This window comes from Natrarchaeobius chitinivorans (assembly GCF_003841505.1).
Classification (GTDB): Archaea; Halobacteriota; Halobacteria; order Halobacteriales; family Natrialbaceae; genus Natrarchaeobius; species Natrarchaeobius chitinivorans.
Map to the genome: position 1 here is coordinate 89,815 of NZ_REGA01000007.1, position 25,104 is coordinate 114,918.

Sequence of the window (25,104 nt, forward strand, 5' to 3'; positions counted from 1 at the left end):
AGTTCCGGCGCACCCGCGACCCGGGCGGCGGATGTACCGTTACATCGGTACAACAACCCGTATCACCATCGATAGTTCCGACTCGAGGGGGTCGAGCCACCTGTCGACGAGAAAACGCCCGACTGCGGAGGCGTGCCCGATCCATTTAAATGTGAATCGACCGGTCCGGCTAGCAAAATAATTATTATAGTTGGTTGTGTTTGTTTGCTCGCGAACCATGGCAGATCTTGACAAAGAGCCGTTAGAGGGGAAGTTGAGGCGAAGTTTTCTCAAACAAGCAGGTGCAGGGGCGATGGTCGGTGCGACGGTCGGACTAGCAGGCTGCGTCGGCGGTAACGGCGAGGGGAACGGCGGAAACGGAAACGGGACCGGCAACGGGACGGGAGACGACCCCGACGTCGACGACGAGGACAAGTTCGGCGGGACGCTCAGAGTCGGCATCAGGCAGGACTGGACGACGCTGTTCCCGATGCAACACGCACGAGAGCCCTCGCGCGTCCAGGAAAACCAGGTCGCGCCGACGCTGGCGAGATACGACGCGGACGCCGTCAGTCTCAGACCCGGAGCTGCCGAGAGCTGGGAGTACGTCGATGACGACGAGACGCAGTTGCGGGTGGAACTGAAAGAAGGGATGGAGTTCCACAAGGGGTACGGTGAAGCGACCGCCGAAGACCTCGTCTGGACGATCAACACGCTCCTCGACGAAGGGTTCGGCGGTGGGTGGACCAAGCGATTCATGTTCCCGGTGCCGCCGTTCGAAGGCGCCGAGGAAGTCGACGAGTACACGTTCGACATCATTACCGAGGACCACTACGCACCGCTCCAGGTCGGGCTCCTGACCAACATCAGTGTCATCTCGAGCGAGGCAGCCGAGGAGATGGGATACGAGGAGTTCGCCGCAACCCCCGTCTCGGTCGGCCCGTACGAGGTCGTCGACGTGGATATGGGTGCCAGAGCCGAGATGGAGAAGTTCGAGGACGGGCTCCCCGCAGACGAGATCGGATACGCCGGTCCCGCATACGCGGATCGAATAGAGTTCGAGGTCGTCCCGGACGCGACGTCCCGACTCGAGATGGTTCAGACCGGCGAACTCAACGTCGCGACGTATGCGCCGTACAACGAGGTCGATCGGCTCATGGAAGACGACAACGTAACCCTGAAGATGCGGCCGAGCTGGTCGTTCGACTGGATCTACATCGGCGGAGAGCAGGGGACCGAGGAGTATCGCGAAGCACTAGATGACCGAGAGGTTCGCCGAGCGATCGGGACCGCGATCAACCGGGAAGCCTACGTGAACAATACGTTCTTCGGTCACGGCGTTCCGGACGACGATCCGTTCTCGGAGAGTCTGTCACAGAACCTGGTCACGCAAGACGACGATCGGGACACGTACGACTTCGACATCTTCCCGGTCGAAGGCGATCCGGACCAGGCCCAGCAGATGCTCGAGGACGCCGGCTGGCCGGACATGGAACTCGAGTTGACGCACATGAACACCTCCGACGCCACCCGGGGAGCCGAGGTCCTCCAGCAGGTCCTCAGCGACGCCGGCCTCGAGATCAACCTCAGAGCGGTCGACGGGGCAACTCACTCGGACATCGAAAGCGAAGGGCAGTACGACCTGCTCCTGAGCCGGATCTCCTGGCTGAGTCCCGACCCAGAACAGGGATTCAACTGGTTCGAGAACCCGGAACAGAGCAACCTCAACAGCATGGGGTACCATAACGAACAGGTCGACGAACTGCTCAACCAGTCTCGGACGGAGCGAGACCGCGCACAACGGGAGGAAATCGTCCGAGAAGGGTTCGAGATGGGGCTCGCGGACGCCCCGTGGGTCTTCCTCGGCCACCTGGAGACGCCGCGCGTACTCGCAAACGCCACGCACATGGATCGAGATCTGTTCTACCCGCAGGCGCAGATGCTCGACCTGACGGACGTTTACACCGTTTAAATCGGTTACTCGGAACCACCGTTTTTTCCGGAAACGAGGCTGAAAGCGTCGTCACGGGCGCAAGCGTTTCGACGGCGAAACCGCGTTCGTTCAGCGCCGATAGCACGTGGGCTGGGAAACGATTCGTCCCGTCACAGTCCATACCGGACCTCGCCCGATGCGGTACTGTCTTAACGTGAGGCCCCATACCGAACGATATCGAGCTGGTAGACAGGTATGAGTGACGAACCGAAAATTATTCTGACGAACGACGATGGCATCGAGAGTCCCGGTTTGCAAACGCTCTGGGAATCGCTTTCCACCGTCGGCACAGTGACGGCAGTCGCACCGAAGTCGAACCAGAGCGCCGTGGGTCGGTCGATGTCCGGTCGCGTCGGTATCGAGGAGCACGAACTCGGATACGTCGTCGACGGAACGCCCGCCGATTGCGTCGTCGCGGGCGTGCGTTCGCTGGTCCCGAACGCGGACCTCGTCGTCTCCGGGGTCAACATCGGGGCGAATCTGGGGAGCTACAGTATCGGCCGATCGGGGACCGTAAGCGCCGCCGTGGAAGCCGCGTACTTCGGCGTGCCGGCGATCGCAGCGTCGCTTTACCTCCCGGAATCAGAAGACGAAACGGGGATCACCGGCAACACGATCGCGATGGGTGGGAGTATCGAACCGGAACTGCTCTCGGAGGCGAACGACGCGACCACGCATCTGATCGACCATCTCACCGGCTCCGGCGCGTTCGAATCGATCGATTACCTGAACGTCAACGCCCCGAGTCCGTTCGTCGACGCGTCACCGACCATGGAACTCACGACGCCGTCTCCCACGTACCTCATGGACGCCAAACGAGAGAACGACGAGGTGATCATCTCCGACCGAGTCTGGGAACGAATGGCGAACGGAGACCTCCCGGATCGGGTCGGAACTGACAGGCAGGTCGTCATGGATGGAAACGTCAGCGTCACCCCACTGTCGATCGAGTACTCGACCGAACGCCACGAGACGCTCGAGTCGGTAAGCGACTCTTACGCGAGAAACTGACGGAATCGAAACCGAATTGCTCACCGAAGACGCAGCCGACCGTCGTGAATAGGAGGGTCGTCGATTGGACAGGCGAGTTCGTCGGATCGAAGCGGACCGATTTTCTTCGCCGTCAGATACGGTTTACTGTAAGTCATTGCCGGCGCACCCGCCGCCCGGGTCGCGGGTGCGCCGGTAAACAGGGACAGTAATCCGTATGAATGGGAAACTTCCAGTAACTATATGGTCGTCTTTCCCTTTTCACTCGAGTATGAGGGAGATATATGATTGATTCACCCCTCGAGACCGAGGACGGTCGCGTAGCCGCCCTCGAATCGATGGTGAAGCTACGGCGGTTCGAAGAACGGACCAGCAACCTGTTCGCGGACGGAGAAATTCCGGGATTCGTCCACCTCTACATCGGCCAGGAGGCCGTTGCGGTCGGGGCGACGTCGACGCTCGACTCGAACGATCACATCACGAGCACCCACCGCGGCCACGGCCACTGCGTGGCGATGGGACTCGATCCGAGCCGCATGTTCGCCGAACTGATGGCCAAAGACGACGGGTTCTGTCGGGGCAAGGGCGGATCGATGCACATCGCGGACGTAAACGCCGGCATGCTCGGAGCGAACGGGGTCGTCGGCTCCGGTGCGCCGATCGCCACGGGTGCGGGCGTCACGAAGAAGCTCGCGGGTGACGACTCGGTCGCGCTGGCGTTTTACGGCGAGGGTGCGGTCTCGGAAGGGCAAGTCCACGAGGCGATCACGCTCGGTGCCGCCTGGGACCTGCCGGTGATCTACCTGGTCGAGAAGAACAACTACGCCGAGGGGATGCCCGCGGAACGCATCTTCCGCAACACGGACTTCGAGGACTTCGGAGACGCCTACGGTATTCCGGCGGAGACGGTCGACGGAATGGACGTCGTCGACGTCTACGAAGCCGTTTCGGACGCGAAACAGCGCGCACTCGAGGGCGAGGGGCCGTCGATCGTCGTCGCCGAGACCTTCCGGTACAACCCACACTCGGAAGGACTCGACATGCCTCTGCCCGAGGAGGAACTCGAGTACTGGAAAGACCGAGACGCGATCGAGACGTTCAAAGACGAACTGATCGAACAGGGCGAACTCACGGCCGAGCAGTTCGAGGAGATCGAAGACCGAATCGAGGCCGAACTCGACGAGGCGGTCGAACGTGCGCGAAACGGCGAGCCGCCGGAGCCGGAACAGGCCTACGAAGACGTCTTCACCGAACCTGCCCCGGACATCGAGTACCACCGGGCGAACCTCGGGAGGGATCAGCTATGAGCCAGACTATCACACAGACCGAGACGATATCACTGCGAGAGGCGATCAACCAGGCACTCCGCGAGGAACTCGAGCGCGACGACGATGTCGTGATCTGGGGAGAAGACGTCGGCGAATCCGGCCACGTGAGTAACATCACGGAAGGACTGTACGACGATTTCGGCGCGGAACGCGTTCGCGACGCACCGCTTGCCGAAAACGGCTTCGTCGGGGCCGGTGTCGGGGCGGCCGCCACGGGACTTCGTCCCGTCGTCGACATCATGTACGCGGACTTCTTCGGCGTCGCCTGCGAGCAGATGCTCAACCAGATGACGAAGATGCACTACATGTTCGGCGGGCAACTGACGGTTCCGCTCGTGGTTCGTGCATCCGAGGGTGCGGGCCTCAGCGCCGCCGCCCAGCACTCGAAGACCACCCACACGTTCCTCTCACACATGACCGGATCGAAGGTCGTGACGCCGGGAACGCCCGCAGCCGCGAAGGGACTGATGAAGTCCGCGATCCGATCGGACGATCCCGTCTTCTTCCTCGAGAACAAGCGGACGTACACGATGAAAGACGAAGTGCCCACCGACGAGGACTTCACGGTTCCAATCGGGGAGGCGAGCGTCGAGCGCGCAGGCGAGGACGTCACCGTCGTCGCCACGCAGGCGTTCGTCGGCGACTCGCTCGAGCTCGCGGAGCAACTCGAGGGCGACGTGAGCGTCGAGGTCATCGACCCCCGTTCGCTGTACCCACTCGATCACGAGACGATCGCCGAGAGCGTCAAAAAGACGGGCCGACTGGTCGTCGCCGACGAGAGTCCCCTCTCCTATGGGACTCACGCCGAGATCATCTCCAGGGTGAACGAGACCGCCTTCTACTACCTCGACAAGCCCCCGCAACGCGTCGGCTGGCCGGACACGCCGGTTCCGTCCGCCCCGACGCTCGAGAACGAGGTCATGCCCGGACGCGACGAACTCCAGCGAGCGATCGAACGAATCGCATAACGGTTCGTCCCGTCGCTTGGCCGGTCCCTCGAGTGCCGATTCCACCTTATTCGCGGTTCGGACCGATGGTCCCGGAGCGCCGACTCGAGTAATCACGCGATGGAGCAGACTGGAGAAGGTGTTTTCCGCGACGGAGCGGACTGGAGAAAGGGTGTTTTCGCGACGGCGTCTCGAGTGTGATCGGTGTGTCTGGTGGGTTTCCCCGGGCAGGAAGAATCAGGTCTGGATGTTCGCCATCCCGCCGTCGACCATCAGCGAGTGGCCGTTGATGTACGAACCGAGGTCCGAGGCCAGAAACAGTGCCGAGTTGGCGACGTCCTCGGGTGCGCCGACTTCGTTGAGTGCGATTCGTTCGAGCGTTTCCTCGTCCTCACCGCTGTCGTGGTCGAGATCGGTCTGGGTCATCTCGGTCTCGATCGTTCCCGGGTGGATCGCGTTCGTCCGGATCCCGTCGGCCCCGAACTCGGTGGCGAGCGTGTACGTGAGCAGTTTCACGGCCCCCTTGCTCATACAGTAGGTCGAGGACTGTGCCCAGCCGCGAACGCCGGCGAGACTGGACATGTTGATGATCCGTCCGTGGCCCTGCTCGAGCATCGGCGGGATCGCGGCCTGACAGCCGAAGAAGACCCCCTTCTGGTTGATTGCCATCATCTGATCGAACTCTTCCTCGGTGACGTCCAGGAAGTCACCGAACAGGCCGATTCCGGCGTTGTTAACCATGATGTCGATGCCACCGAACTCCTCCGCACGCGTCACGGCCGTCTGAACGTCGTCGAACGACGTGACGTCACATTCGACGAACGCGGCCTCGGCGCCCGTCTCCTCGACGATCTTCTCGTGGGTGGGCGTGCCGCCGCTTCTCGGCTCCTCGCGAACGTCGGCGATCACGACGTCTGCGCCGTTTGCCGCGAATCGAAGCGCGATCGCTCGTCCGATACCACTGGATGCGCCGGTGACGACAGCCGTCCGTCCCGGTAGTAACGAAGACATAGCGGGACCTCACGCTGTATCACCAAAAAAATACCGAGTGTTCGCGTCACGGCAAGGTTAATATCCGGCTCCGTGAACGGTTGTGACATGGCAACGTACCCACGAGGGATGGCACACGTCGGACTGACGGTGCCGGACATCGACGCCGCGATCGACTGGTATCGGAACGTCCTCGGATTCACGGTGAGTTCACCACCGGCGACGTTCGAACCCGACGACGACCACGTCGGTGAACTACTGACGGATGCACTGGGAGAGTTCGAACAACTCACGATCGCTCACCTCTCGACCTCGTCCGGCGTCGCTGTCGAGTTTCTCGAGTTCGCGGAGACCGAAGAGCGTGCATCGATAGAGCCACAGCGTGCCGGCTGGGCGCACCTCTGTCTCGTCGATCCAGACGTCGAGGAACTCGCCGGCCGAATCGACGAACAAGGCGGGGACCACTACGCCGACGTCTGGGAGATCTTTCCCGACGAGGAGTACGAACTCACCTACTGTGAGGACCCGTTCGGAAACAAACTCGAGATATACAGCCACAGCGACGAGCAGATATACGCGAACCGGTCCTGACGGTTCTGGAGGACTCCGAGGAAGAATCGCACGAAAACAACTGATTCGGACACGCCACAGCGGTATCCATCGGAGAAAGTAGAGATTCAATCGACGAGTTCAGCCCGGAAATCCACGGCGCTAGCCCCAGAACCTAGCGCTTCGCTAGACGGGAAGATGCATACTAATAAATGGAATGCGCTGCATGCCTTCAGCAGGATGGCCCTGTTAGAAGTCGAAAATCTCTGCACCGAGTTTCGAACGAAAGACGGAACGGTGACCGCAGTAGACGACGTCTCGTTTACGATCGACAAGGGCGAACGAATCGGTGTTGTCGGGGAAAGTGGTGCAGGAAAGAGCGTTACTGGATTGTCTATCCTTCAGCTCGTCGAATATCCGGGTGTGATCACCGACGATAGTTCGATCCGCCTGAACGGCGAGGACCTCCTTGCGAAGAGCGAAGACGAGATGGCCTCGATACGGGGCAACGAGATCGCGTGGATTCCACAGGATCCCCTCTCGTCGCTGAACCCGACCAGTACGATCGGCGAGCAGATCGTCGAAACGATGCGGATTCACGGGTACGGCGACGACGAGAACGACAGACGACAACGGGCTATCTCTCTGCTCGCGGACGTCGGTATCCCGGACGCGGCAAACCGGTTCGACGACTATCCGAGCGAGTACTCCGGCGGGATGCGCCAGCGCGTCCTCATCGCGATGGCGCTTTCGTGTGAGCCATCCCTCATCATCGCCGACGAGCCGACGACGGCACTCGACGTCAGCACGCAGGCCCAGATCGTCAACCTGTTGCGGGACGTGACGAGTAACGATACCGCGCTCATGGTCATCACTCACGAACTCGGGCTCGTCGCCGAACTCTGCGAGCGGGTGATGGTTCTGTACGCGGGGACGGTCGCAGAGAAGTCCGACGTCGCCGGTATTTTCGACGATCCGAAACATCCCTACACGAAGAACCTCCTCAAGTGCAGCCCCCACCTCACGATGGGAGAGGAGTTGAACACGATTCCGGGGTCGATGCCCGTCGGATCGGAGCGCCCGTCTGGCTGTCAGTTTCACCCACGATGTTCCGAGGCGATGGAGGAGTGTTCGGTCGTCGAACCGGAACTTCTCCCGGACGGGGACGGCGGAGAGGTAGCGTGTCTACTCCACACTGACCAGGAATACAACATGAAAGTTGATCAACCATGACGGACAGCGATACACCGGTGCTCGAGGTCGAAGAGCTCACCAAATACTTCTCGGCGGGATCCGGCGGATCCCTGCTCGATACGCTGTTGCGCCGCTCGGACGATTCGTACGTGAAAGCCGTCGACGGCGTTTCGTTCGAACTGATGGAAAACGAGACCATCGGCGTCGTCGGAGAAAGTGGCTGTGGGAAAAGTACGATGGGAAAGAGCATCCTCCGGTTGATCGAGCCCACGTCCGGTGACGTACGGTTCAAAGGGGAGTCGGTCACGGACCTCTCCGGACGACAGATGCGAAAAAAGCGGACCGAGATGCAGTTCATCTTCCAGGATCCCACCTCCGCCCTCAATCCGAAGATGAAGATCAAACACCTCCTCAACGAGCCACTCGAGAACTTCTACGATTTCGACAAGGCGGAGTTAGCACAGCGAACCGACGACCTCCTAGAACAGATCGACCTCCCGAAGACGGTCAAAGATCGGTACCCCCACGAACTCAGCGGCGGACAGAAACAGCGCGTCGTTATCGGACGGGCCATCGCGTCCAATCCGGACCTGATCGTCGCCGACGAACCGGTGACGGGCCTCGACGTCAGCGTTCAGTCGAACATCATCACGATGCTCGAGGAGATCCAGGAAGAGTTCGAACTCTCGCTTCTGTTCATCGCCCACGACCTCTCCGTGGTCCGGTACATAAGCGACAGGGTGATGGTACTCTATCTCGGGCACATTACCGAACTCGGCGACAGCGAAGCCGTATTCACGAACCCGCAGCATCCGTACACTCGAGAACTCAAACGAGCGATCCCTCGGTCACATCCCGACGACGACCCCGCCGAAACCGAGATTACCGAAGGGGAACCACCGAGCCCGCTCGACCCGCCGAGCGGGTGCCCGTTTCACACGCGGTGTCCGGCGTACATCGGCGATATCTGCGAAGAGGAGTATCCCGATCCCGTCGAACTGCAGGACGGCCGTCTCGTTTCCTGTCACCACTTCGAGGAGGGAGATCCGCCGATCGAAGGCGAGTACGAACAGTACGCGAAGACGACGATCGCCGACGGGAGACCGTCTCCGACAGCAGATTCGGAGGGAGATGGGACCGATCAGGTAGTCAGTGCGAACGCGAACGGGGGTGACGTCGATGGACAGTGATCTCCGGGACTTCATCCTCCGCCGAGTCGTACAGATACCGGTCGTGTTGTTCCTGGTATCGGTCATCGTCTTCTACATCATCCACCTGCCGGAAGGAGGACCGGAGGCCTTGCTCTCCGGACAGGCAGGGGACGAGGCGATCAGGGAGTTCAGAGACCGATACAACCTGAACGAACCGCTTTACGTACAGTACCTGCTGTGGATCCAGGGGATTCTCACCGGTTCACTCGGGACCAGTATCACCACTAACCAACCAGTGGCGAGTTTGATCGCGTCGCGACTTCCGGTCACCCTGATGCTCGGGTTTTTCTCGGTAGCCATCTCGGTCATGATCGCGGTTCCGGCCGGATACATAAGCGCCGTCGAGCAATACACCTGGAAGGACCACACCGCGACGGTCCTCGCGTTCGTCGGACTGTCGATCCCGAATTTCTTCCTGGCGATTCTCCTGATCAAACTCTTCTCGGTTGAGCTCGGATGGCTTCCGATCACCGCTAGCGGACAAATGTTCTCCGACTGGAGCCTGACGCTGAAGTCGATGGTGTTACCCTCTCTCGCCTTGGGAACGGCACTGGCGGCACACGTGACTCGCATTCTTCGCTCGAGTATGCTGGACATTTACTCCGAGGAGTACGTCCACGTCGCTCGTGCGAAAGGACTCCCGGAGAAGATGGTAAACCGGTCGATCGTCTTCAAGAACGCACTGATCCCCGTTATCACGATCGTGATGCTCCAGATGGGGTACGTGCTCGGTGCGACCGTGATAATAGAGGAGGTGTTCGCCATGCCGGGACTGGGTCGATTGATGCTCAACTCCGTCGTGGGCCGGGACTACCCGGTCATGCAAGCGGTCGTCCTCCTCTATGCGACCGCGTATCTGGTGTTCAATCTGATTGCTGACGTGGCATACGGGCTCGTCGATCCACGAATCAAGTACGGAGGTGAACACTAATGAGCGTCGGTACCGAACGCGATCGATTAACGGACAACTTGCAACTGATTCCGTTCGTCGAGCACCGACACGTCACGTTGCTACACGAACTGTTGAGACAGAACACGGCTCGCCTGAGTCTCGGGTTCCTCGGCATCGTCATCGCACTGGCGATATTCGCTCCGCTGGTCGCCCCCTACGATCCAGCAGATCCGAACTACGCGAACACCTTCGCCTCACCGTCTCTACAGCACCCGTTCGGAACGGACAGCTTCGGGCGGGACATCCTCACGCGGATTATCTACGGTGCTCGAATTAGCCTGTTCGTTGGATTGAGTGTAATCATCCTCGCGATGACCGTAGGTATCTCCATCGGACTCACTGCTGGCTTCTACTCGAAGACGCCCATCGAGACGGTCCTAATGCGATTTATCGACGCACTGCTGGCCTTCCCAGGAATCATCCTGGCGTTGGTTATCATGTCCGTCCTCGGACCGAGTCTTCGAAACGTGATCATCGCGATCTCGATCGCGCAAGTGCCCGGATTCGCCCGCCTCGCTCACGGGACAGTCCTGAGTATCAAAGAAGAGGAGTACATCATGAGCGCCAGAGCCGCCGGCTCGAGCAATTTCAAGATTATCAGACGGTATCTACTCCCGAACGCGGCACCGACGCTTATCGTGCAGGCAACGATCGTGTTCGCCTTCGCGATTCTCGACGAGGCGGCACTGTCGTTCCTCGGAGTCGGCTCCCAGCCGCCGACGCCGTCGTTCGGTCTCATGATCCTCGAGGGACAGCAGTATCTCGGTGATTCGTTCTGGCTGGCGTTTTTCCCTGGTGTGGCCATCATGCTGACCGTGTTGAGCCTGAACTTCCTCGGTGACGCACTGCGCGACGTGCTCGATCCGAAGTACGATTCGGACTAGCCGGGGGGTTCACACGGATCGATTTTTCGCGTTCCGAACGACAGCGGTCGGAATAACTCGAGAAGAGTGTGTCGCGCCGGTTCGGTTGATACGGATTGCTGTACCTGTGTACCGAAGCGACCGCGGGGCGGCGCCCGGTCGCTCCGGCAGTGGCTTCCAGTAAACCGTCTCAGACTTCGAGGGCCGAAATGCTCTCTGGGTCCACGCCGACCTGTTCGACGTACTCGATCAGGACGTCGTACTGTGAGCCGGCCGTGGACTCGATTCGCCGTGATCCGTCCAGCGAACCCAGCCCGTCCTCGGACTCGAGGAAAAACTCCGTCGTCGCGAGCGTGTAGGATGCGTCCGGATCGATCGGCTCCCCGCCGATCAGCACGTCGACGACCGCACCGTCTCGCCGCTCGACCGAGATTCCGGACATGTATCCCCCCAGTCCGAACCCGTCTTCCGACCGAACGACGTTCAGCAGTTCGTCCCCGGAGATCGAAACCGCCACGACCGGATCCTGATAGGGAACGACGCCGACGAGGTCCGCGGCAGTCACCTCGCCAGCAAACCGCGAGCCGTCGTTGATTCCGCCGCTGTGCTGGATCCCGACGTCGGCTCCCGTCGCCCACCTGTAGGCCTCCGCGACGATGCGCTCCGGAAGGTCGTCCTCGAGTTCACCGTCGACCGCCGTTCCGGCGTCCGAACGATCGATGTCGGCGAGAACGCGGCGATACTCCTCCGGGAGCCGTTGTTCGAAGACCGTCTCGAGTTCCTCGTCGAGCGGACCGGCCTCTACCTCGTGCGTTCGGGCGGCCCACGAGCCGTCCTCGAACGTGACCTCCACGAGCCTCCGCCCGCCAGCGCCCGGCCGCGTGATCAGCGTCCCGCCGACTCGATCGATTCGTTCGCTGTGGACGTGACCCGCGAGGATGACGTCGACGTCGACCGATCGTGCGAGGTCGTCGATTCCCTGGATGTGTGCGAGCGCGACGACGTGATCAACGCCCCGCTCCCGGAGGGAGTCAACCGCGTCTCGAGCGGCCTCGATCGGATCGGTAACCTCGATATCGACGGACGGTGGTGTGACGGCCGGCGTCTCGGGGTCGAGCAGGCCGAAGACGCCGATCCGACGGCCGCCTGCTTCGACCACGGCCGAAGGAACGATGCCGGCGTCCGCACCGAACGCTACACCGTTTCGTCGCGCGTTCGCACAGACCCACGTCTGGGGGGACCGCTCGACGACTTCCAGTAACGCCTCGATGCCGTAGTCCAGGTCGTGGTTTCCGAACGTCGAAGCGTCGGGTCTGACGTGCTCGAAGAAGTCTATCGCCTGCCGACCGTCAGTCACGATAGAAAGGATACTCGGTCCGACGTCGTCGCCGGTTCCGACGACGAGCGTCCGTTCGTCCCGAAGCGCTTCGATCGAACCGGCGAGACGGCCGAGACGCTCCGCATCGTTGTAGGCGTTTTCGATATCGGAGAAGTGCAAGATTCGAACAGTCATCTCTAAACAGAGGTAGACGAGTCCCGGACAAAAGCGTTGTCGAACGGCTGCGAATCGAGCGCATCGAGTGCGCTCGAACGGCGAATTTACTCGAGGTCGCCGAGCGAGACGATCACGTTTTTCACCTGCGTGAACGACTCGAGCGCCTGAATCCCCTTCGAGCGGCCGATACCGCTTTCCTTGTAGCCACCGGAGACGGCGGCCGGAGAGAGAACCGGGTACTCGTTGACCTGAACGGTACCGCTCTCGAGACCGTGTGCGACGTTGTGTGCACGCGAGAGGTCGTTCGTCCAGACGACGTTGTTGAGACCGTACTCCGTATCGTTTGCCCGTTCTACGGCCTCGCTGGCCGTCTCGAACCGGTGGACCGTCAACACCGGACCGAAGATTTCGTCACAGGCGATCGCCGACTCGTCCTCGACCTGATCGACGAGCGTCGGTTCGTAGAAGTTCCCCTCCCGGTCGGGAGCCTCGCCACCGGCCAGCACGCGAGCGCCGTTCTCGACGGCCGAGTCGACGTAGGAGATGACGTTGCTCTGTGCCGATTCGTCGATGAGCGGCCCCATATCCGGATCGTCGATGCCGGGACCGAGTGCGAGGTCGTCGACCCGCGTCGCAGCAAGGTCGGTGAACTCCTCGTAGACGCCGTCCTGGACGAAGATTCTGGTCGGAGCGTAGCAGATCTGACCGGAGTTCTGGTACGTGGCGACGACGCTTTCGACCGCGTCCTCGAGGTCCGCGTCCTCGAACACGATGTTCGCCCCTTTACCACCTAATTCCAGGTGGACGGGGTTGACGCGTTCGGCAGCCGCCTTCATCACTCGCTTTCCCGTACTCGTGGAACCGGTGAACTCGATCGCGTCGAGTCGGTCGTCGGTGACCAGCGCGTCGCCGGTCGTCGACCCCCGTCCCGTCACCGTGTTCAACACACCCTCGGGGAGGCCGGCCTCGTGTGCCAGTTCCGTGAGTTCGAGCAGCGAGATCGGTGCGGCGGACGGGGATTTCGCCACGACCGTATTCCCCGCCGCGAGCGCCGGGCCGAAGCTTCGTGCTGCGAGGACGAACGATGCGTTCCACGGGACGATGTGGCCGGTAACGCCGTACGGTTCGCGAACGGTGTAATCGAGTCGGTTGGTCTCGCCGGGAAGCGGTATCTGCTCACCCTCGATTTTGTCCGTAAGGCCGGCGTAGTACTCGAAGTAGTGGGACGCACCGTGTACCTGGTGATACGACTCCGTCACCGGGCGCCCTTCCTCCAGGGTCTCGACTTCCGCGATGCGATCTGCCTCTTCGCGGATTCGTTCGGCGATCGCAGTCAGGATCTGTCCGCGTTCGACGGCGTCGTACTCCGCCCATTCGGTCTGGACCGACTGCGCGGCTTCGATCGCTTCGTCGACGCCATCTGCACCCGCCTCGGGCACCGACCCGATCTGTTCGTTCGTCGCGGGGTTGTACACCGGAACGGTTTCGTCACTGAACCGGGATTCACCACCGACGATATAACCTCGTTCTCCAAGAGAGCGTTGTGCCATGTTACGTCGTCTACTACCGGTCACGCGCTCTTATATTTGTGGGACACGTTTCTTACACCAACACAACGTGAAAAACCATGTGCGAGACGCGTACGTCGTCCCAGTACGGTCGGTTTCGGCCGATAGTGCACGGCTCGATTTCCCCATTCTGGAGATTTACAATAATACGCGCGTAATAGAGTTGGTTGGTACCAGGGGCCACAATTTTCGATAATTCGGGCTCGTGAGACACCCACACAGGATTTGAAAGGAGCAAAACGATCCCTCTCGAGATGCGGGTGTCGAATCGAATCGCAACGACATCGGGGAGGATACCGATTTTGGAGCCAATTTTCCCGCGTCCAGACCGTCGGTCAGGGAACCGAAGCCGGATCTCGTTCACAATTGTTACCCAAAGTGGGGAACACGCTCGCGTCTCTCGGTACTCACTGCTCGCACTCGAGTGATCGACACTGAACTGTGAGTGACAGACACAGGACTGCGAGTGACCGACACTGAACTGCCAACCGCCGTTTCGCGAGCGGGAGTGCAGTGATGGACGACAACGACGACAGACCGGCCCCGACGGCCGCCGCTCGGCAGGAAGTCGTTCACACCACGCACCTGCGTTCTAGAAACAACGAACGAACCGACCTCGCGCCTGTAAAACGCTACGCGGACCGACGGTCGAGTCAGGGACGAATCATGCGTACCGACGGTCGGGACAGGGACGAATCATGCGTACCGGCGGTCGGTTCAGAGGAGGGTCGGCTCCGTCGCACGAGCGGTCGACCGATCCGCCGGGAAGCCGGTCGTGGTACTCCCGAGGGATGCCAATACCGCCGGGCCGAGCGTCTGCCATCGTCTATCCGATACGATCGCAGTGCGTTCGGGGTGGCGCTGGCATATCGGGACACCAGACCAGCCCGCACATCAAGACATCAGACCAGCGGGTAGATCGGTTCACCGCAACGTTTCGACCCCCGAGAGCCGCCCTCCGGGAGGGCCCGGTCTGGGGAATACGTCGTTCCCCGTTTTGGGTATTGCGTCGTCTTCGGGGCCATCGGTTGGAGGGTGTATCAGCGTCAATTCGGCGGATAGTGCCTCACTCGGTCGGTATCGTCGTGTCGAGTGGTCCCTCGAGGGTTAGAGAGAATCAAACCGAATCTGTTCGCACCGACGTCCGGACCTGGAACCCCTCGAGACAGGGTATACATATAAATACACGAAACGAGGACAGTTAGAGCGTGTGTATGACAGCCCGTACTCCGGCCAGCTTGCGGAGCGGAAACGGACGGACTACCCGACCTGACCGGGTGGACGAAACGACGGCGACTGCCGACCGAACCGTCGACACGACGATCGTCGACGGATCGGCCGGCACGGAGGGAGAGCCAGCGACGCCATGACGGTAACGGTATCGGACATCGAAGCGGCCTCCGACCGGTTCGACGACGAGTCGGTCGTTCGGGAAACGCCCATCGAAACGAGCAGGCTGCTCGACGAGGAAATCGGTGCCGACGTCCGACTCAAAATGGAACACCTCCAGCGCACTGGATCGTTCAAAACCCGGGGAGCGTACAACAAGCTCAAACGGGTTTCGAAATCGTCGCCCAGGACGACGGAGGCGATCGCTGCGAGCGCGGGCAACCACGCACAGGGCGTCGCGCTCACCGCGACGAAAACCGGACTCCGCTCGACGATCGTCATGCCGAAGAACGCGCCACAGGCGAAGATCGACGCGACGGAGAGCTACGGCGCGGACGTCGTCCTCCACGGTCGGAACTTCCGCGAAGCGATGGACCACGCACAGTCACTCGTCACCGAGGAGAGCGTCTTCGTCCACGCCTACGACGATCCGGACATCGTGGCGGGACAGGGAACGATCGGGCTCGAGATCCTCTCGCAGGTTCCGGATGCGGACACGGTGATCGTTCCGATCGGCGGCGGTGGACTGATCGCAGGTGTCGCCACGGCTATCGGGGAACGCTCGCCGGAAACGCGAATAATTGGCGTCCAGGTCGACGGAGCGTCGACCGTCCCACAGAGTCTCCAGAAGGGCGAACCGCAGACGATCGACTCCGTACAGACGATCGCGGACGGTATCGCGACCGGCGGCATCTCGTCGCTCACACTCGACGCGATCGAGACGTACGTCGACGAGGTCGTGACGGTTTCGGACACTGCAGTCGCCGAAAGCGTCCTGTTCTTGCTCGAGCGAACGAAGCAACTGACCGAGGGTGCGGGAGCGGTGCCGGTCGCGGCGCTGCAGTCCGGAGCGATCGACGTCGAGGGTGAGACCGTCGTCTCGTTGCTGTCCGGGGGCAACCTGAGCATGAACGACCTCCAGCGAATTTTGACCCACGGACTCACCCACCGTGGCCAACTCGTGAAGCTGCAGGTACACATCGTCGACCAGCCCGGGGAGATGACCACCCTCTCCGAGCTGATCGCCGAGTACGGCGCCAACATTCGAGACGTAAACCACGAGCGGTCGGTCAAAGAACTCGGCGTCGAAAACGCGTATCTCGAGTTTCGCATCGAGACGAGCGGCTCCGCGCAGACGGACCGGATCGTCGACGCGATTCGCGACGAAGGATACGACGTCACGCGAATGAGCTAAGCCGGTCGCTTCTCGGACGGGTCGATCCGCCGGTCGCTTCTCGGACGGGTCGATCCGCCGGTCGCTTCTCGGCTGCGACGATCCGCGTTCGAACACGGGGGCAGTCTCGTCGTTTCTCCCGCCCGACGGTATTCTCGTACCGTTCGAACAGTACGAGCGTTGGATTACAGTGCGGGTGGGGCTTGATCATACGAAATCTATTTATTCATCTTTCAGAAAGGATAAGACGTGCCGCTGAACAAGACACCGCTCCATCAGTTACACTGTGATGCCGATGCAGATCTCACTGATTTTAACGGGTGGGAGATGCCAGTGCAGTTCGACAGTATTCGCACCGAACACGTGGCAGTCCGTGAGTCGGTCGGGCGATTCGATGTGAGCCACATGGGCGAGGTGAGAGTCGATGGCCCCGATGCGACGGAGCTGATGAACGTACTGACGACGAACGACGTCGAGAAGTTAGACGCAGGTGACGCACAGTACTCCTGTATTCTCGACGACGACGGGATCCTCCTCGACGACACCGTCGTCTATCGCTATCCGGACCGTGACGGCTACCTGTTTGTCCCAAATGCGGGAAACGACGAACGGATGGCAAACCGGTGGTCGGAAGCGGCGTCGCGCCGTGATCTGGACGCCGACGTGGAGAACGTCACCGAGGAAACGGGACTGATCGCAGTTCAGGGCCCCGACGCCGTCGAGACGGTCGACGATGTGGCTGCCGAGTCGGTCGGCGATCTCGGACGGTTCTCGACGATACGAACCGAGATCGACGGCGTCGACTCGCTCGTCGCCCGAACCGGCTACACCGGGGAAGACGGATTCGAGATCTTCTTCCCGGCGAGCGAGTCCGAAGACATCTGGCAGACCTTCTCCGACGTCCAGGCCTGCGGACTCGGCGCGCGAGATACGCTGCGCCTCGAGGCGGGGCTGTTGCTGTCCGGCCAGGACTTCGACCCCGAATCGGAACCACGAACGCCCCTCGAGGCCGGTCTCGGATTCGTCGTCGACCTCTCGAAGGCTGAGTTCGTCGGAAAGGAGGCGCTGGTCGAGCAAGAAGACGACGGCCTCGACGAGGAGATGGTCGGCATCCGTCTCGAGGAGCGGGCGATCGCGCGGGCCGGCTATCCCATCTGCAAAGACGGCGAAGAGGTCGGACACGTCACGAGCGGGACGATGAGTCCGACGTTCGACGTCCCGATCGCGTTCGGATACGTCGAGACGGAGATTGCCGAGATCGGAACAGAAATTAGCGTCGAGATCCGAGGTCGAGAAAAGAGCGCAACGATCGCCGATCAACGGTTTCTTAACACCTTAGAAACCACATCCGAGGAATAACAATGGAATTCACTGTCCCAGACGAACTACGGTACGCTGAATCGCACGAATGGATCGAAACGACGGACGGCAACGTTCGCGTCGGTATCTCCGACTTCGCACAGGACGAACTCGGGGACATCGTGTTCGTCGACCTGCCGTCGGAAGGCGACGAACTCGATCGCGGTGAAGAGTTCGGCGTCGTCGAGAGCATCAAAGCCGTCTCAGACCTGTATTCGCCGGTCGCGGGGACGGTCACGGCCGTCAACGAAGACGTATTTGACGAACCCGAACTGATCAACGAGAGTCCGTTCGACGACGGATGGATGATGGAACTCGAGCCGAGCGAGGGGACGGACCATCTCCTCTCCCCCGAGGAGTATCGCGACCAGATCTAAGACAATGTCCCGCAAGACGACACTCACGAGCCGAGCCGAAGAGATTTACGCGGAGTCCGATGGGACTCCGTACGCTCCGCACACGGAATCCCAGGTCGACGAGATGCTCTCGGCGATCGGCGCGGATTCCGTCGAGGAACTGTTCGACATCCCGGAGTCGATCCGGTACGACGGTGAGTTCGACATCGAGTCGGCCTCCGAACAGGAGACGCGACAGCAACTCACCGAAACGCTGTCGAAAAACGAGACTCCGACCGAGTTCCTCGGCCGGGGGTACTACGCACACTACGTCCCGTCGATCGTCGACCACATCTCACAGCGGTCGGAGTTCATCACGTCGTACACCCAGTACCAGCCCGAGGTGACACAGGGCTTTCTCCAGGTGCTGTTCGAGTACCAGTCCCTGCTCGCCGAACTGACCGGCCTCGAGATCGCGAACTGCTCGATGTACGACGCCGCGACGGCCCTCGGCGAGGCTGCGACGCTCGCCGCTCGCCTGCGCCAGACCTCCGGCTCGCGCGTACTGGTCCCGGACTATCTTCGAGCCGAACGACGCTCCGTCCTCGAGAACTACGTCGACGGTGCCGACATGACCGTCTCCGAGTTCGCGACGGACGACGGCGTGACGACGGTCGAAGAGATCGAACGCGCCATCGACGACGACGTCGTGATGGTCCACCTCGAGACCCCCACGCCGGACGGCATCATCGAGGAAAACCTCGCGGAGATCGGTTCGCTTCTCGAGGATCGCGATACGCTGTTCTGTCTCGGTTCGGATCCAGTCGCACTCTCGGTGTTGCAGTCGCCGGGAGAGGTCGGAGCCGACATCGTCGTCGGCGACGCGAGCGTCCTCGGTCTGCCGGCGGCCTACGGGATGGGGCTCGGCCTGTTCGCCTGTCGAGAGGAGTTCCTTCGGCAGGTCCCGGGGCGGCTGGTCGGCGTCTCCGAAGATTCGGACGGGACGCGGTCGTACACCCTCACGCTCCAGACGCGCGAACAGCACATCCGTCGCGAACGGGCGACGAGTAACATCTGTACGAACCAGGCCTGGGTCGCGCTTCGAACGGCGATTCACGCGGCGTATCTCGGTCCGTCCGGACTCGTCGCCCTCGCCGAGGAGTGTCACCGACTGCCCGAACAGCTCGCGACGCGCCTCGACGAGATCGACGGGGTCACCGCGCCGATTCGTGACCGACACCACTTCCGGGAGTTCCAGGCTCGCCTCGAGCCCGACGCGAGGGACGTCGCCGAGGAGTTGAACGAAAACGGCTTCGCGATCCACGCGCTCGACGCCGACACGATTCAGATCTGCGTGACCGACGCGAACGCCGATGCGGTGGACGATCTCGTCCGCTCCGTCGAGGAGGTGATGGCCTAATGCAACACCACACCCAGACGATCTGGAACGACAGCGAGAGCGAGGGTAACGAGCCGCTTCTCTCGGAGAAGCGACTCGAGACGGTCGAAATCGAAGACACCGGGCTTCCCGACGATCTCACCCGGGACTCCCTCGAGTTGCCGGAGTTGTCGGAACCCGAGCTGGCGCGTCACTACACTCGCCTCTCCCAGATGAACTACGGCATCGACAGCGGTCCCTACCCGCTCGGATCGTGTACGATGAAGTACAACCCCAAGTTCACCGAGGACATCGCCGCGCTCCCGACGGCGTCCGCTCACCCGGACCGAGACGCCGACAGCGTCCAGGGCATCCTCGAGGTGTACCACGAGCTACAGGGGTATCTCGCGGAGATCGGCGGAATGGACGCGGTGACGCTCCAGCCGCCAGCGGGTGCTGCGGGCGAGTACGCCGGATTGCTCGTGACGAAAGCCTATCACGAGGAAAACGGGGAAGGCGAGCAACGGACGGACGTGATCATTCCGGCGAGTGCACACGGAACGAACTTCGCGAGCGCCGCCCTGGTGGGATACAACGTAATCGAACTCCCCGAGGACGACGACGGACGCGTCGACCTCGACGCGCTTGACGCCGCGGTCGACGACTCGACCGCCGCACTGATGCTGACGAACCCGAACACGCTCGGACTGTTCGAACGCGATATCGAGGAGATCGCGTCGCTCATCCACGACGCCGGCGGGCTGTTGTACTACGACGGAGCGAACCTGAACGCGTTGCTCGGTCGTGGCCGACCCGGCGACATGGGGTTCGACATCATGCACTATAACGTCCACAAGACGTTCGCGACGCCCCATGGCGGCGGCGGTCCCGGTGCGGGACCGATCGGCGTCTCCGAGGAGCTAGAGCGGTTCCTGCCGGATCCACACGTCCGTGAAAGCGGCGACGGCGATGGGTACGAACTGGCCACGCCCGAAAAGACGGTCGGGAAGGTCCACGGCGCGAAGGGGAACTGGCTCGTCCTCCTCAAAGCCCACGCCTACATCAGCCGTCTCGGCTACGAAGGGCTCCAGGACGCGAGCGCGAAGGCGGTCCTCAACGCGAACTACCTGGCCTCCCAGATCGACCTCGAGATCCCGTTCGAACCGTTCCACCACGAGTTCGTCGCAAGCGGCGGGGAGCAAGACGCCGCCGACTTCGCGAAGCGAATGCTCGATTACGGCGTCCACCCGCCGACGACGAAGTGGCCGGGAATCGTCTCGGAGGCGCTGATGACCGAGCCCACCGAAGCCGAGAGCAAGACCACGCTCGATCAACTGGCGGAGGCGTTCAACGCCGTCACGGGCGAGGACGACGACGCCCTCGAGCAGGCACCCGACCAGACCTCCGTGAAGCGAATCGACCAGACCATCGCCGCGCGGGACCCGATTCTGTCGTGGCACGGGCTGGACGACTAACACCATCGGAACTATTGTTTACATCATGACTGAACACGACTACGACGAGGAGAGCGAGACAGAACTAGCGATTATCGGTGCCGGACCGGCGGGGTACGTCGCGGCGATTCGCGCCGGCCAACTCGGGATGGACGTGACGCTGGTCGAGCGCGACGGGTTCGGCGGAACCTGTCTCAATCACGGCTGCATTCCGTCGAAGGCGCTCATCCACGCCGCCGACGTCGCGGAGTCTGCCAGGACGGCAGACGACATCGGAATTTACACCGACGTCGACGTGAACTTCGACGAAATCCAGCGCTGGAAGGACCGGATCGTCCGTCGCCTGACCAAAGGCGTCGAGAAGCTCTGTACGTCGAACGGAGTGAATCTGCTCGAGGGCGAGGCGACGTTCGCCGGGTCGGACGCGGTCGTCGTGCGGAATCGAGACGGAGACCGAACGCGGGTCTCCTTCGACGACGCGATCGTCGCGACGGGCAGCAGGCCGATCGAGATCCCCGGCCTCGAGTACGACGGCGAGTCGATACTCGATTCGAAAGCGGTGCTCGGAATGGAGGAGTTGCCGGAAGACCTCGTCGTGATCGGCGCGGGGTACATCGGCATGGAGCTCTCGATGGCGCTCGCGAAACTCGGCGTCAGCGTGACGGTCGTCGAAGAGTTAGACGGCATCCTGCCGACGTACGACGACGACCTCGTCAGGCCCGTCGAATCGCAGGCCGCCGAACTCGGCATCGAATTCGAGTTCGGCAAACGCGCGGTCGACGGGACCATCGACGACGACGGCTCCGTCACCCTGCAGTTGAGTGCGCCCGACGAACCCGCGGCGGAACCCGAGTCGGTAACCAGCGAGAAGGTCCTGGTCGCCGTCGGTCGGGAGCCGGTCACCGACTCACTGGAACTCGAGAACGCGGGCGTTAGCGTCGACTCGAGGGGGTTCATCGAGACGACCGACGGGTTCCGGACGGAACAGGAGAACGTGTACGCGGTCGGGGACGTCGCCGGCGAACCGCTGTTGGCACACGCGGGCAGCGAAGAAGGAAAACTCGTCGCGGAATCGATCGCCGGATCGGAACCGGTCCAGTCGATAGAGACGATCCCTGCGGCCGTGTTCACGGATCCCGAGATCGCGACGGTCGGGCTGTCCGAATCGGAGGCGGCAGACCGAGGGTACGATCCAGTCGTCGGTTCGTACTCGTTCCGGGTAAACGGGCGAGCGCTCACCGCGGACAGCGCCAACGGGGCGATAACGATCGTCGCCGACGAATCGACCGGTCGAATTCTCGGCGGCCAGATCGTCGGCGACACCGCCTCCGAACTCATCGCGGAGGTCGGACTCGCCGTCGCCAACGAACTCACCGTCGCCGACCTCGTCAACACGGTCCACTCTCATCCCACGCTCTCCGAAGGCATCGTGGAAGCCGCACTCGACACGGAGGGTGCCGGCATTCACATGCTCTGATACGGAACGGACGGTGACGGCGAATTCTGACGAAAGGTAGCACTCGAGTCGCCGGGGATCGAGACGACGAATCGACTCGAGCGAAACTGGGACCGTTTTCAGCCGGAGCGGATGCGTCCGCGCCCTGGTATTCGGGCAACGATGGGGACTGCGAACGTGTTTAAAAATTGTTTGGTTGAAACACCCTCTCTGCGGCTGAGTCCCAACGCTCGTGTAATATCTCAACAATATCCTTAAGTACGTTCAGGAAAGACCATGTACTATGACGGACGTTCGGTTCGAAAACGGAAAACGGGTCATTCAGCGGTGGGATACGGTGTTCAGTGCAGTGGCGGCCGAACCGCGACGACAACTCCTCGTCTCGCTGCTCGACGCCTCGCCGGACGGGACGGTGCCCCTGCCGGAGAGTGCAATAAATCCGAACGTCCCCGCGAATCCGGGAACGCTCGAGCAGGAGTTGTACCACGAACACCTCCCGATACTGGCTGATTCGGGGTTCATCGAGTGGACCGTCGACCCGCTCGTGGCCGCGCGCGGTCCGCGCTTCGAGGAGGTCGCGATCGTGTTCGACGCGTTACACGGTGTTGCAGGCGAGATTCCGGATTCACTGGTAGTTGGCTGTCAACGCCTCGAGCGTGAACGACAGCTGTCGGGCGACACGGGGAGCGATTCCCGCGGACGTTTTTAGTTCAGCCCGACGGAAGTGATCCCCAGAGAGCGGGCCGCTGGCTGGCGTCGCCGGGTACCGTAGAGAATCGCGAGCAGATCAACGGAGCGTCGAAATCGTGACCGGGGTGGGACCTCGTTCGGATCAGTCGTGGCTCGCGATCGCTTCGATTTCGATACCCACGCCCTTCGGGAGGTTGGCGACTTCGAACGCGCTTCGTGCCGGTGGTTCGTCGTCGAAGAACTCCGCGTACACCTCGTTCATCGCGTCGAACTCCTCGATGTCGTCCATCAGGACGGTAACCTTGAGAACGTCGTCCGCCGACAGCCCCTCCGCTTCCAGGACGCCGAATACGTTCTCGAGTGACTGGCGAGTCTGTTCTTCGATCGGGGCGTCGTCGAGTAACTCGCCGTCGGGCGTAAGCGGAATCTGTCCCGCCGTAAAGACCAGCGATCCATCGGTTTTTCCCTGACTGTACGCACCAACGGCCGCCGGCGCGTCGTCCGTCGAAATTGGATTGGACATCGATCCGAGATCCGACTGGCGGACAGATAGTATTTTTGGTAAACCGGTTCCACGCGGGTCGACCGCCGTCGGTGCCGCCGGTCGGTCACGAACAGTTAAGGAGACGGCACGATTACTGTCGAACAGTCATGGGTAGCCACGATAGCGACTCGTCGGTCACGTTTACCGCCGGGCTCCCGAACGAAATCGAGCCCGAACCGTTCCTCGAGACCGTTCGTCTCGTCGACAGCGAACTCGCCTACGACAACCTGCTCGTCGGCGACGAGCGGCTGTATCACAACACGTACACCTATCTCGCACTCGCTGCCGCAAACACGGAACGCGTCGGTCTCGGGACGGGCGTTACGAACCCCTACACTCGCCACCCCGCCCTTACCGCGTCTGCGATCGCGACGGTCGACGAACTCTCCGACGGCCGGGCGATGCTCGGACTCGGGGCAGGCTCGCCGATCGTCCTCGATCCGCTCGGCTACGACCAGAGCGATCCCATCGGAACGGTCAGAGACGCCGTAAAGATCATCTCGAATACCCTGGACGGCGAAGAAGCCTCGATCTCGCGACCGGAGTTCGCCCTCGAGGACACCGGAATCGACGTCGAACCCGTTTCCGACGTCCCGGTGTACGTCGCCGGTCGGGGTCCGGCGATACTTGGCCTGGGCGGCTTCCGAGGCGACGGCGTCATCGCCGGGGCGGGGCTGGCCTCCGTCGCCGGCATGGAGTACGCGTACGAACACATCGAGAAGGGGGCCTCGAAAGCCGACCGAGAGGTCGACGACCTCGACGTCGTCTGCTGGGCGTTTCTTTCGGTCGCCGAGGACCGCGAGACCGCCATCGACGGCGTCAACCCGCTGGTGGCCCGGATCGTCAACAAAGCGCCGCTGAAAGCGCTCACGGCGATCGGCATCGACGAAGCGGACGCCCGTCGCGTCAAGGAACTCGAGGCACCACACGAGCTGTTACCGGCCGAGATTCGCGAGTACGTCCCCGCCGCCGTCACCGAACAGTTCTCGATCGCCGGAACGCCCGAAGAGTGTCGTGACCACGTCGATCGGCTGCGCGAGATCGGGGTCGACCACGTCGGGTTGCTCGCGTTCGAAAACGACGTCCACAGCTACGGACAGAACCTCGAGATGTTCTCCGAGGAAGTCATCGATCGTCTCGAGTGATACGGTCTGGTCGATGATACGCCTGGTAGATGTTACGGCCTGATGTGACTGATTGCCGGTCGATCGTCAGCCGGTCTGCAATCGGCTGGCAAAGACCCACAACAGACTGTATGAGACGGTC

At 61.8% G+C, this 25,104-nt stretch carries 21 protein-coding genes; 17 read left to right on the forward strand and 4 right to left on the reverse strand.

What is annotated here, in order from left to right; all coding sequences use genetic code 11:
• Window positions 1-217 precede the first annotated feature (217 nt).
• The 4 genes from EA473_RS10045 to EA473_RS10060 all read left to right on the forward strand — a co-directional run bounded on the left by EA473_RS10045 (window position 218) and on the right by EA473_RS10060 (window position 5,258).
• On the forward strand, window positions 218-1,951 hold the full coding sequence (locus EA473_RS10045; RefSeq protein WP_124195528.1) for an ABC transporter substrate-binding protein: 1,734 nt from the start codon (window positions 218-220) through the stop codon (window positions 1,949-1,951).
• A gap of 216 nt (window positions 1,952-2,167) precedes the next feature.
• Window positions 2,168-2,983 (forward strand): 5'/3'-nucleotidase SurE, encoded by an 816-nt coding sequence (gene surE / locus EA473_RS10050; RefSeq protein ID WP_124195529.1) that lies wholly within the window; start codon window positions 2,168-2,170, stop codon window positions 2,981-2,983.
• Window positions 2,984-3,246: 263 nt separating this feature from the next.
• Window positions 3,247-4,269: a thiamine pyrophosphate-dependent dehydrogenase E1 component subunit alpha gene (locus EA473_RS10055; RefSeq protein ID WP_124195530.1), complete on the forward strand. Its 1,023-nt coding sequence runs from the start codon at window positions 3,247-3,249 to the stop codon at window positions 4,267-4,269.
• Window positions 4,266-5,258, forward strand: a complete 993-nt coding sequence (locus EA473_RS10060) for an alpha-ketoacid dehydrogenase subunit beta (RefSeq protein ID WP_124195531.1) — start codon at window positions 4,266-4,268, stop codon at window positions 5,256-5,258. The genes EA473_RS10055 and EA473_RS10060 overlap by 4 nt, the downstream gene beginning before the upstream one ends.
• Before the next feature lie 216 nt (window positions 5,259-5,474).
• On the opposite strand, the gene EA473_RS10065 is transcribed toward EA473_RS10060, so the two are convergent.
• The gene (locus EA473_RS10065) at window positions 5,475-6,248 is read right to left on the reverse strand and encodes an SDR family NAD(P)-dependent oxidoreductase (protein WP_124195532.1); all 774 of its coding nucleotides are present in this window, start codon (window positions 6,246-6,248) and stop codon (window positions 5,475-5,477) included.
• Between the two features lie 87 nt (window positions 6,249-6,335).
• On the opposite strand from EA473_RS10065, the gene EA473_RS10070 reads away from it, so the two are divergent.
• The 5 genes from EA473_RS10070 (at window position 6,336) to EA473_RS10090 (ending at window position 11,017) form a co-directional block, all read left to right on the forward strand.
• The gene (locus EA473_RS10070) at window positions 6,336-6,818 is read left to right on the forward strand and encodes a VOC family protein (protein WP_243645226.1); all 483 of its coding nucleotides are present in this window, start codon (window positions 6,336-6,338) and stop codon (window positions 6,816-6,818) included.
• A 198-nt stretch (window positions 6,819-7,016) separates the two neighbouring features.
• On the forward strand, window positions 7,017-8,009 hold the full coding sequence (locus EA473_RS10075; protein ID WP_165875250.1) for an ABC transporter ATP-binding protein: 993 nt from the start codon (window positions 7,017-7,019) through the stop codon (window positions 8,007-8,009).
• Window positions 8,006-9,160: an ABC transporter ATP-binding protein gene (locus tag EA473_RS10080; protein WP_124195534.1), complete on the forward strand. Its 1,155-nt coding sequence runs from the start codon at window positions 8,006-8,008 to the stop codon at window positions 9,158-9,160. The genes EA473_RS10075 and EA473_RS10080 overlap by 4 nt, the downstream gene beginning before the upstream one ends.
• Complete coding sequence (locus EA473_RS10085; protein WP_124195535.1) at window positions 9,150-10,112, forward strand: ABC transporter permease; 963 nt, start codon at window positions 9,150-9,152, stop codon at window positions 10,110-10,112. The genes EA473_RS10080 and EA473_RS10085 overlap by 11 nt, the downstream gene beginning before the upstream one ends.
• Window positions 10,112-11,017, forward strand: a complete 906-nt coding sequence (locus tag EA473_RS10090) for an ABC transporter permease (RefSeq protein ID WP_124195536.1) — start codon at window positions 10,112-10,114, stop codon at window positions 11,015-11,017. Before EA473_RS10085 ends, EA473_RS10090 begins: the two co-directional genes overlap by 1 nt.
• A 169-nt stretch (window positions 11,018-11,186) precedes the next feature.
• On the opposite strand, the gene EA473_RS10095 is transcribed toward EA473_RS10090, so the two are convergent.
• Together EA473_RS10095 and EA473_RS10100 are read right to left on the reverse strand one after the other, a co-directional pair.
• Complete coding sequence (locus EA473_RS10095; RefSeq protein ID WP_124195537.1) at window positions 11,187-12,509, reverse strand: bifunctional metallophosphatase/5'-nucleotidase; 1,323 nt, start codon at window positions 12,507-12,509, stop codon at window positions 11,187-11,189.
• A gap of 86 nt (window positions 12,510-12,595) precedes the next feature.
• On the reverse strand, window positions 12,596-14,041 hold the full coding sequence (locus tag EA473_RS10100; RefSeq protein WP_124195538.1) for an aldehyde dehydrogenase family protein: 1,446 nt from the start codon (window positions 14,039-14,041) through the stop codon (window positions 12,596-12,598).
• A 1,384-nt stretch (window positions 14,042-15,425) separates the two neighbouring features.
• Between EA473_RS10100 and ilvA the strand changes: the two genes are divergently transcribed.
• The 7 genes from ilvA (at window position 15,426) to EA473_RS10135 (ending at window position 23,313) form a co-directional block, all read left to right on the forward strand.
• Window positions 15,426-16,643, forward strand: coding sequence for a threonine ammonia-lyase (gene ilvA / locus EA473_RS10105; RefSeq protein WP_124195539.1), 1,218 nt, complete (start codon window positions 15,426-15,428; stop codon window positions 16,641-16,643).
• 228 nt (window positions 16,644-16,871) lie between these two features.
• Entirely contained in the window at window positions 16,872-17,981 is a 1,110-nt protein-coding gene (gene gcvT, locus EA473_RS10110) for a glycine cleavage system aminomethyltransferase GcvT (RefSeq protein ID WP_124195540.1), read from the forward strand.
• A 2-nt stretch (window positions 17,982-17,983) separates the two neighbouring features.
• Complete coding sequence (gene gcvH, locus EA473_RS10115) at window positions 17,984-18,358, forward strand: glycine cleavage system protein GcvH (protein WP_124195541.1); 375 nt, start codon at window positions 17,984-17,986, stop codon at window positions 18,356-18,358.
• A 4-nt stretch (window positions 18,359-18,362) separates the two neighbouring features.
• On the forward strand, window positions 18,363-19,736 hold the full coding sequence (gene gcvPA, locus EA473_RS10120; protein WP_124195542.1) for an aminomethyl-transferring glycine dehydrogenase subunit GcvPA: 1,374 nt from the start codon (window positions 18,363-18,365) through the stop codon (window positions 19,734-19,736).
• Window positions 19,736-21,169 carry an aminomethyl-transferring glycine dehydrogenase subunit GcvPB gene (gene gcvPB / locus EA473_RS10125; protein ID WP_124195543.1) on the forward strand — a complete coding sequence of 478 codons (1,434 nt, stop codon included), beginning with the start codon at window positions 19,736-19,738 and terminating at the stop codon, window positions 21,167-21,169. Before gcvPA ends, gcvPB begins: the two co-directional genes overlap by 1 nt.
• A gap of 25 nt (window positions 21,170-21,194) precedes the next feature.
• The gene (lpdA, locus tag EA473_RS10130) at window positions 21,195-22,625 is read left to right on the forward strand and encodes a dihydrolipoyl dehydrogenase (RefSeq protein WP_124195544.1); all 1,431 of its coding nucleotides are present in this window, start codon (window positions 21,195-21,197) and stop codon (window positions 22,623-22,625) included.
• 262 nt (window positions 22,626-22,887) lie between these two features.
• Window positions 22,888-23,313: a hypothetical protein gene (locus tag EA473_RS10135; RefSeq protein WP_124195545.1), complete on the forward strand. Its 426-nt coding sequence runs from the start codon at window positions 22,888-22,890 to the stop codon at window positions 23,311-23,313.
• Window positions 23,314-23,436: 123 nt separating this feature from the next.
• Here the strand turns inward: EA473_RS10135 and EA473_RS10140 are convergent, their stop codons facing one another.
• Window positions 23,437-23,817: a Rid family detoxifying hydrolase gene (locus EA473_RS10140; RefSeq protein ID WP_124195546.1), complete on the reverse strand. Its 381-nt coding sequence runs from the start codon at window positions 23,815-23,817 to the stop codon at window positions 23,437-23,439.
• 128 nt (window positions 23,818-23,945) lie between these two features.
• Between EA473_RS10140 and EA473_RS10145 the strand changes: the two genes are divergently transcribed.
• Window positions 23,946-24,983, forward strand: a complete 1,038-nt coding sequence (locus EA473_RS10145) for an LLM class flavin-dependent oxidoreductase (protein ID WP_124195547.1) — start codon at window positions 23,946-23,948, stop codon at window positions 24,981-24,983.
• Window positions 24,984-25,104 lie beyond the last annotated feature (121 nt).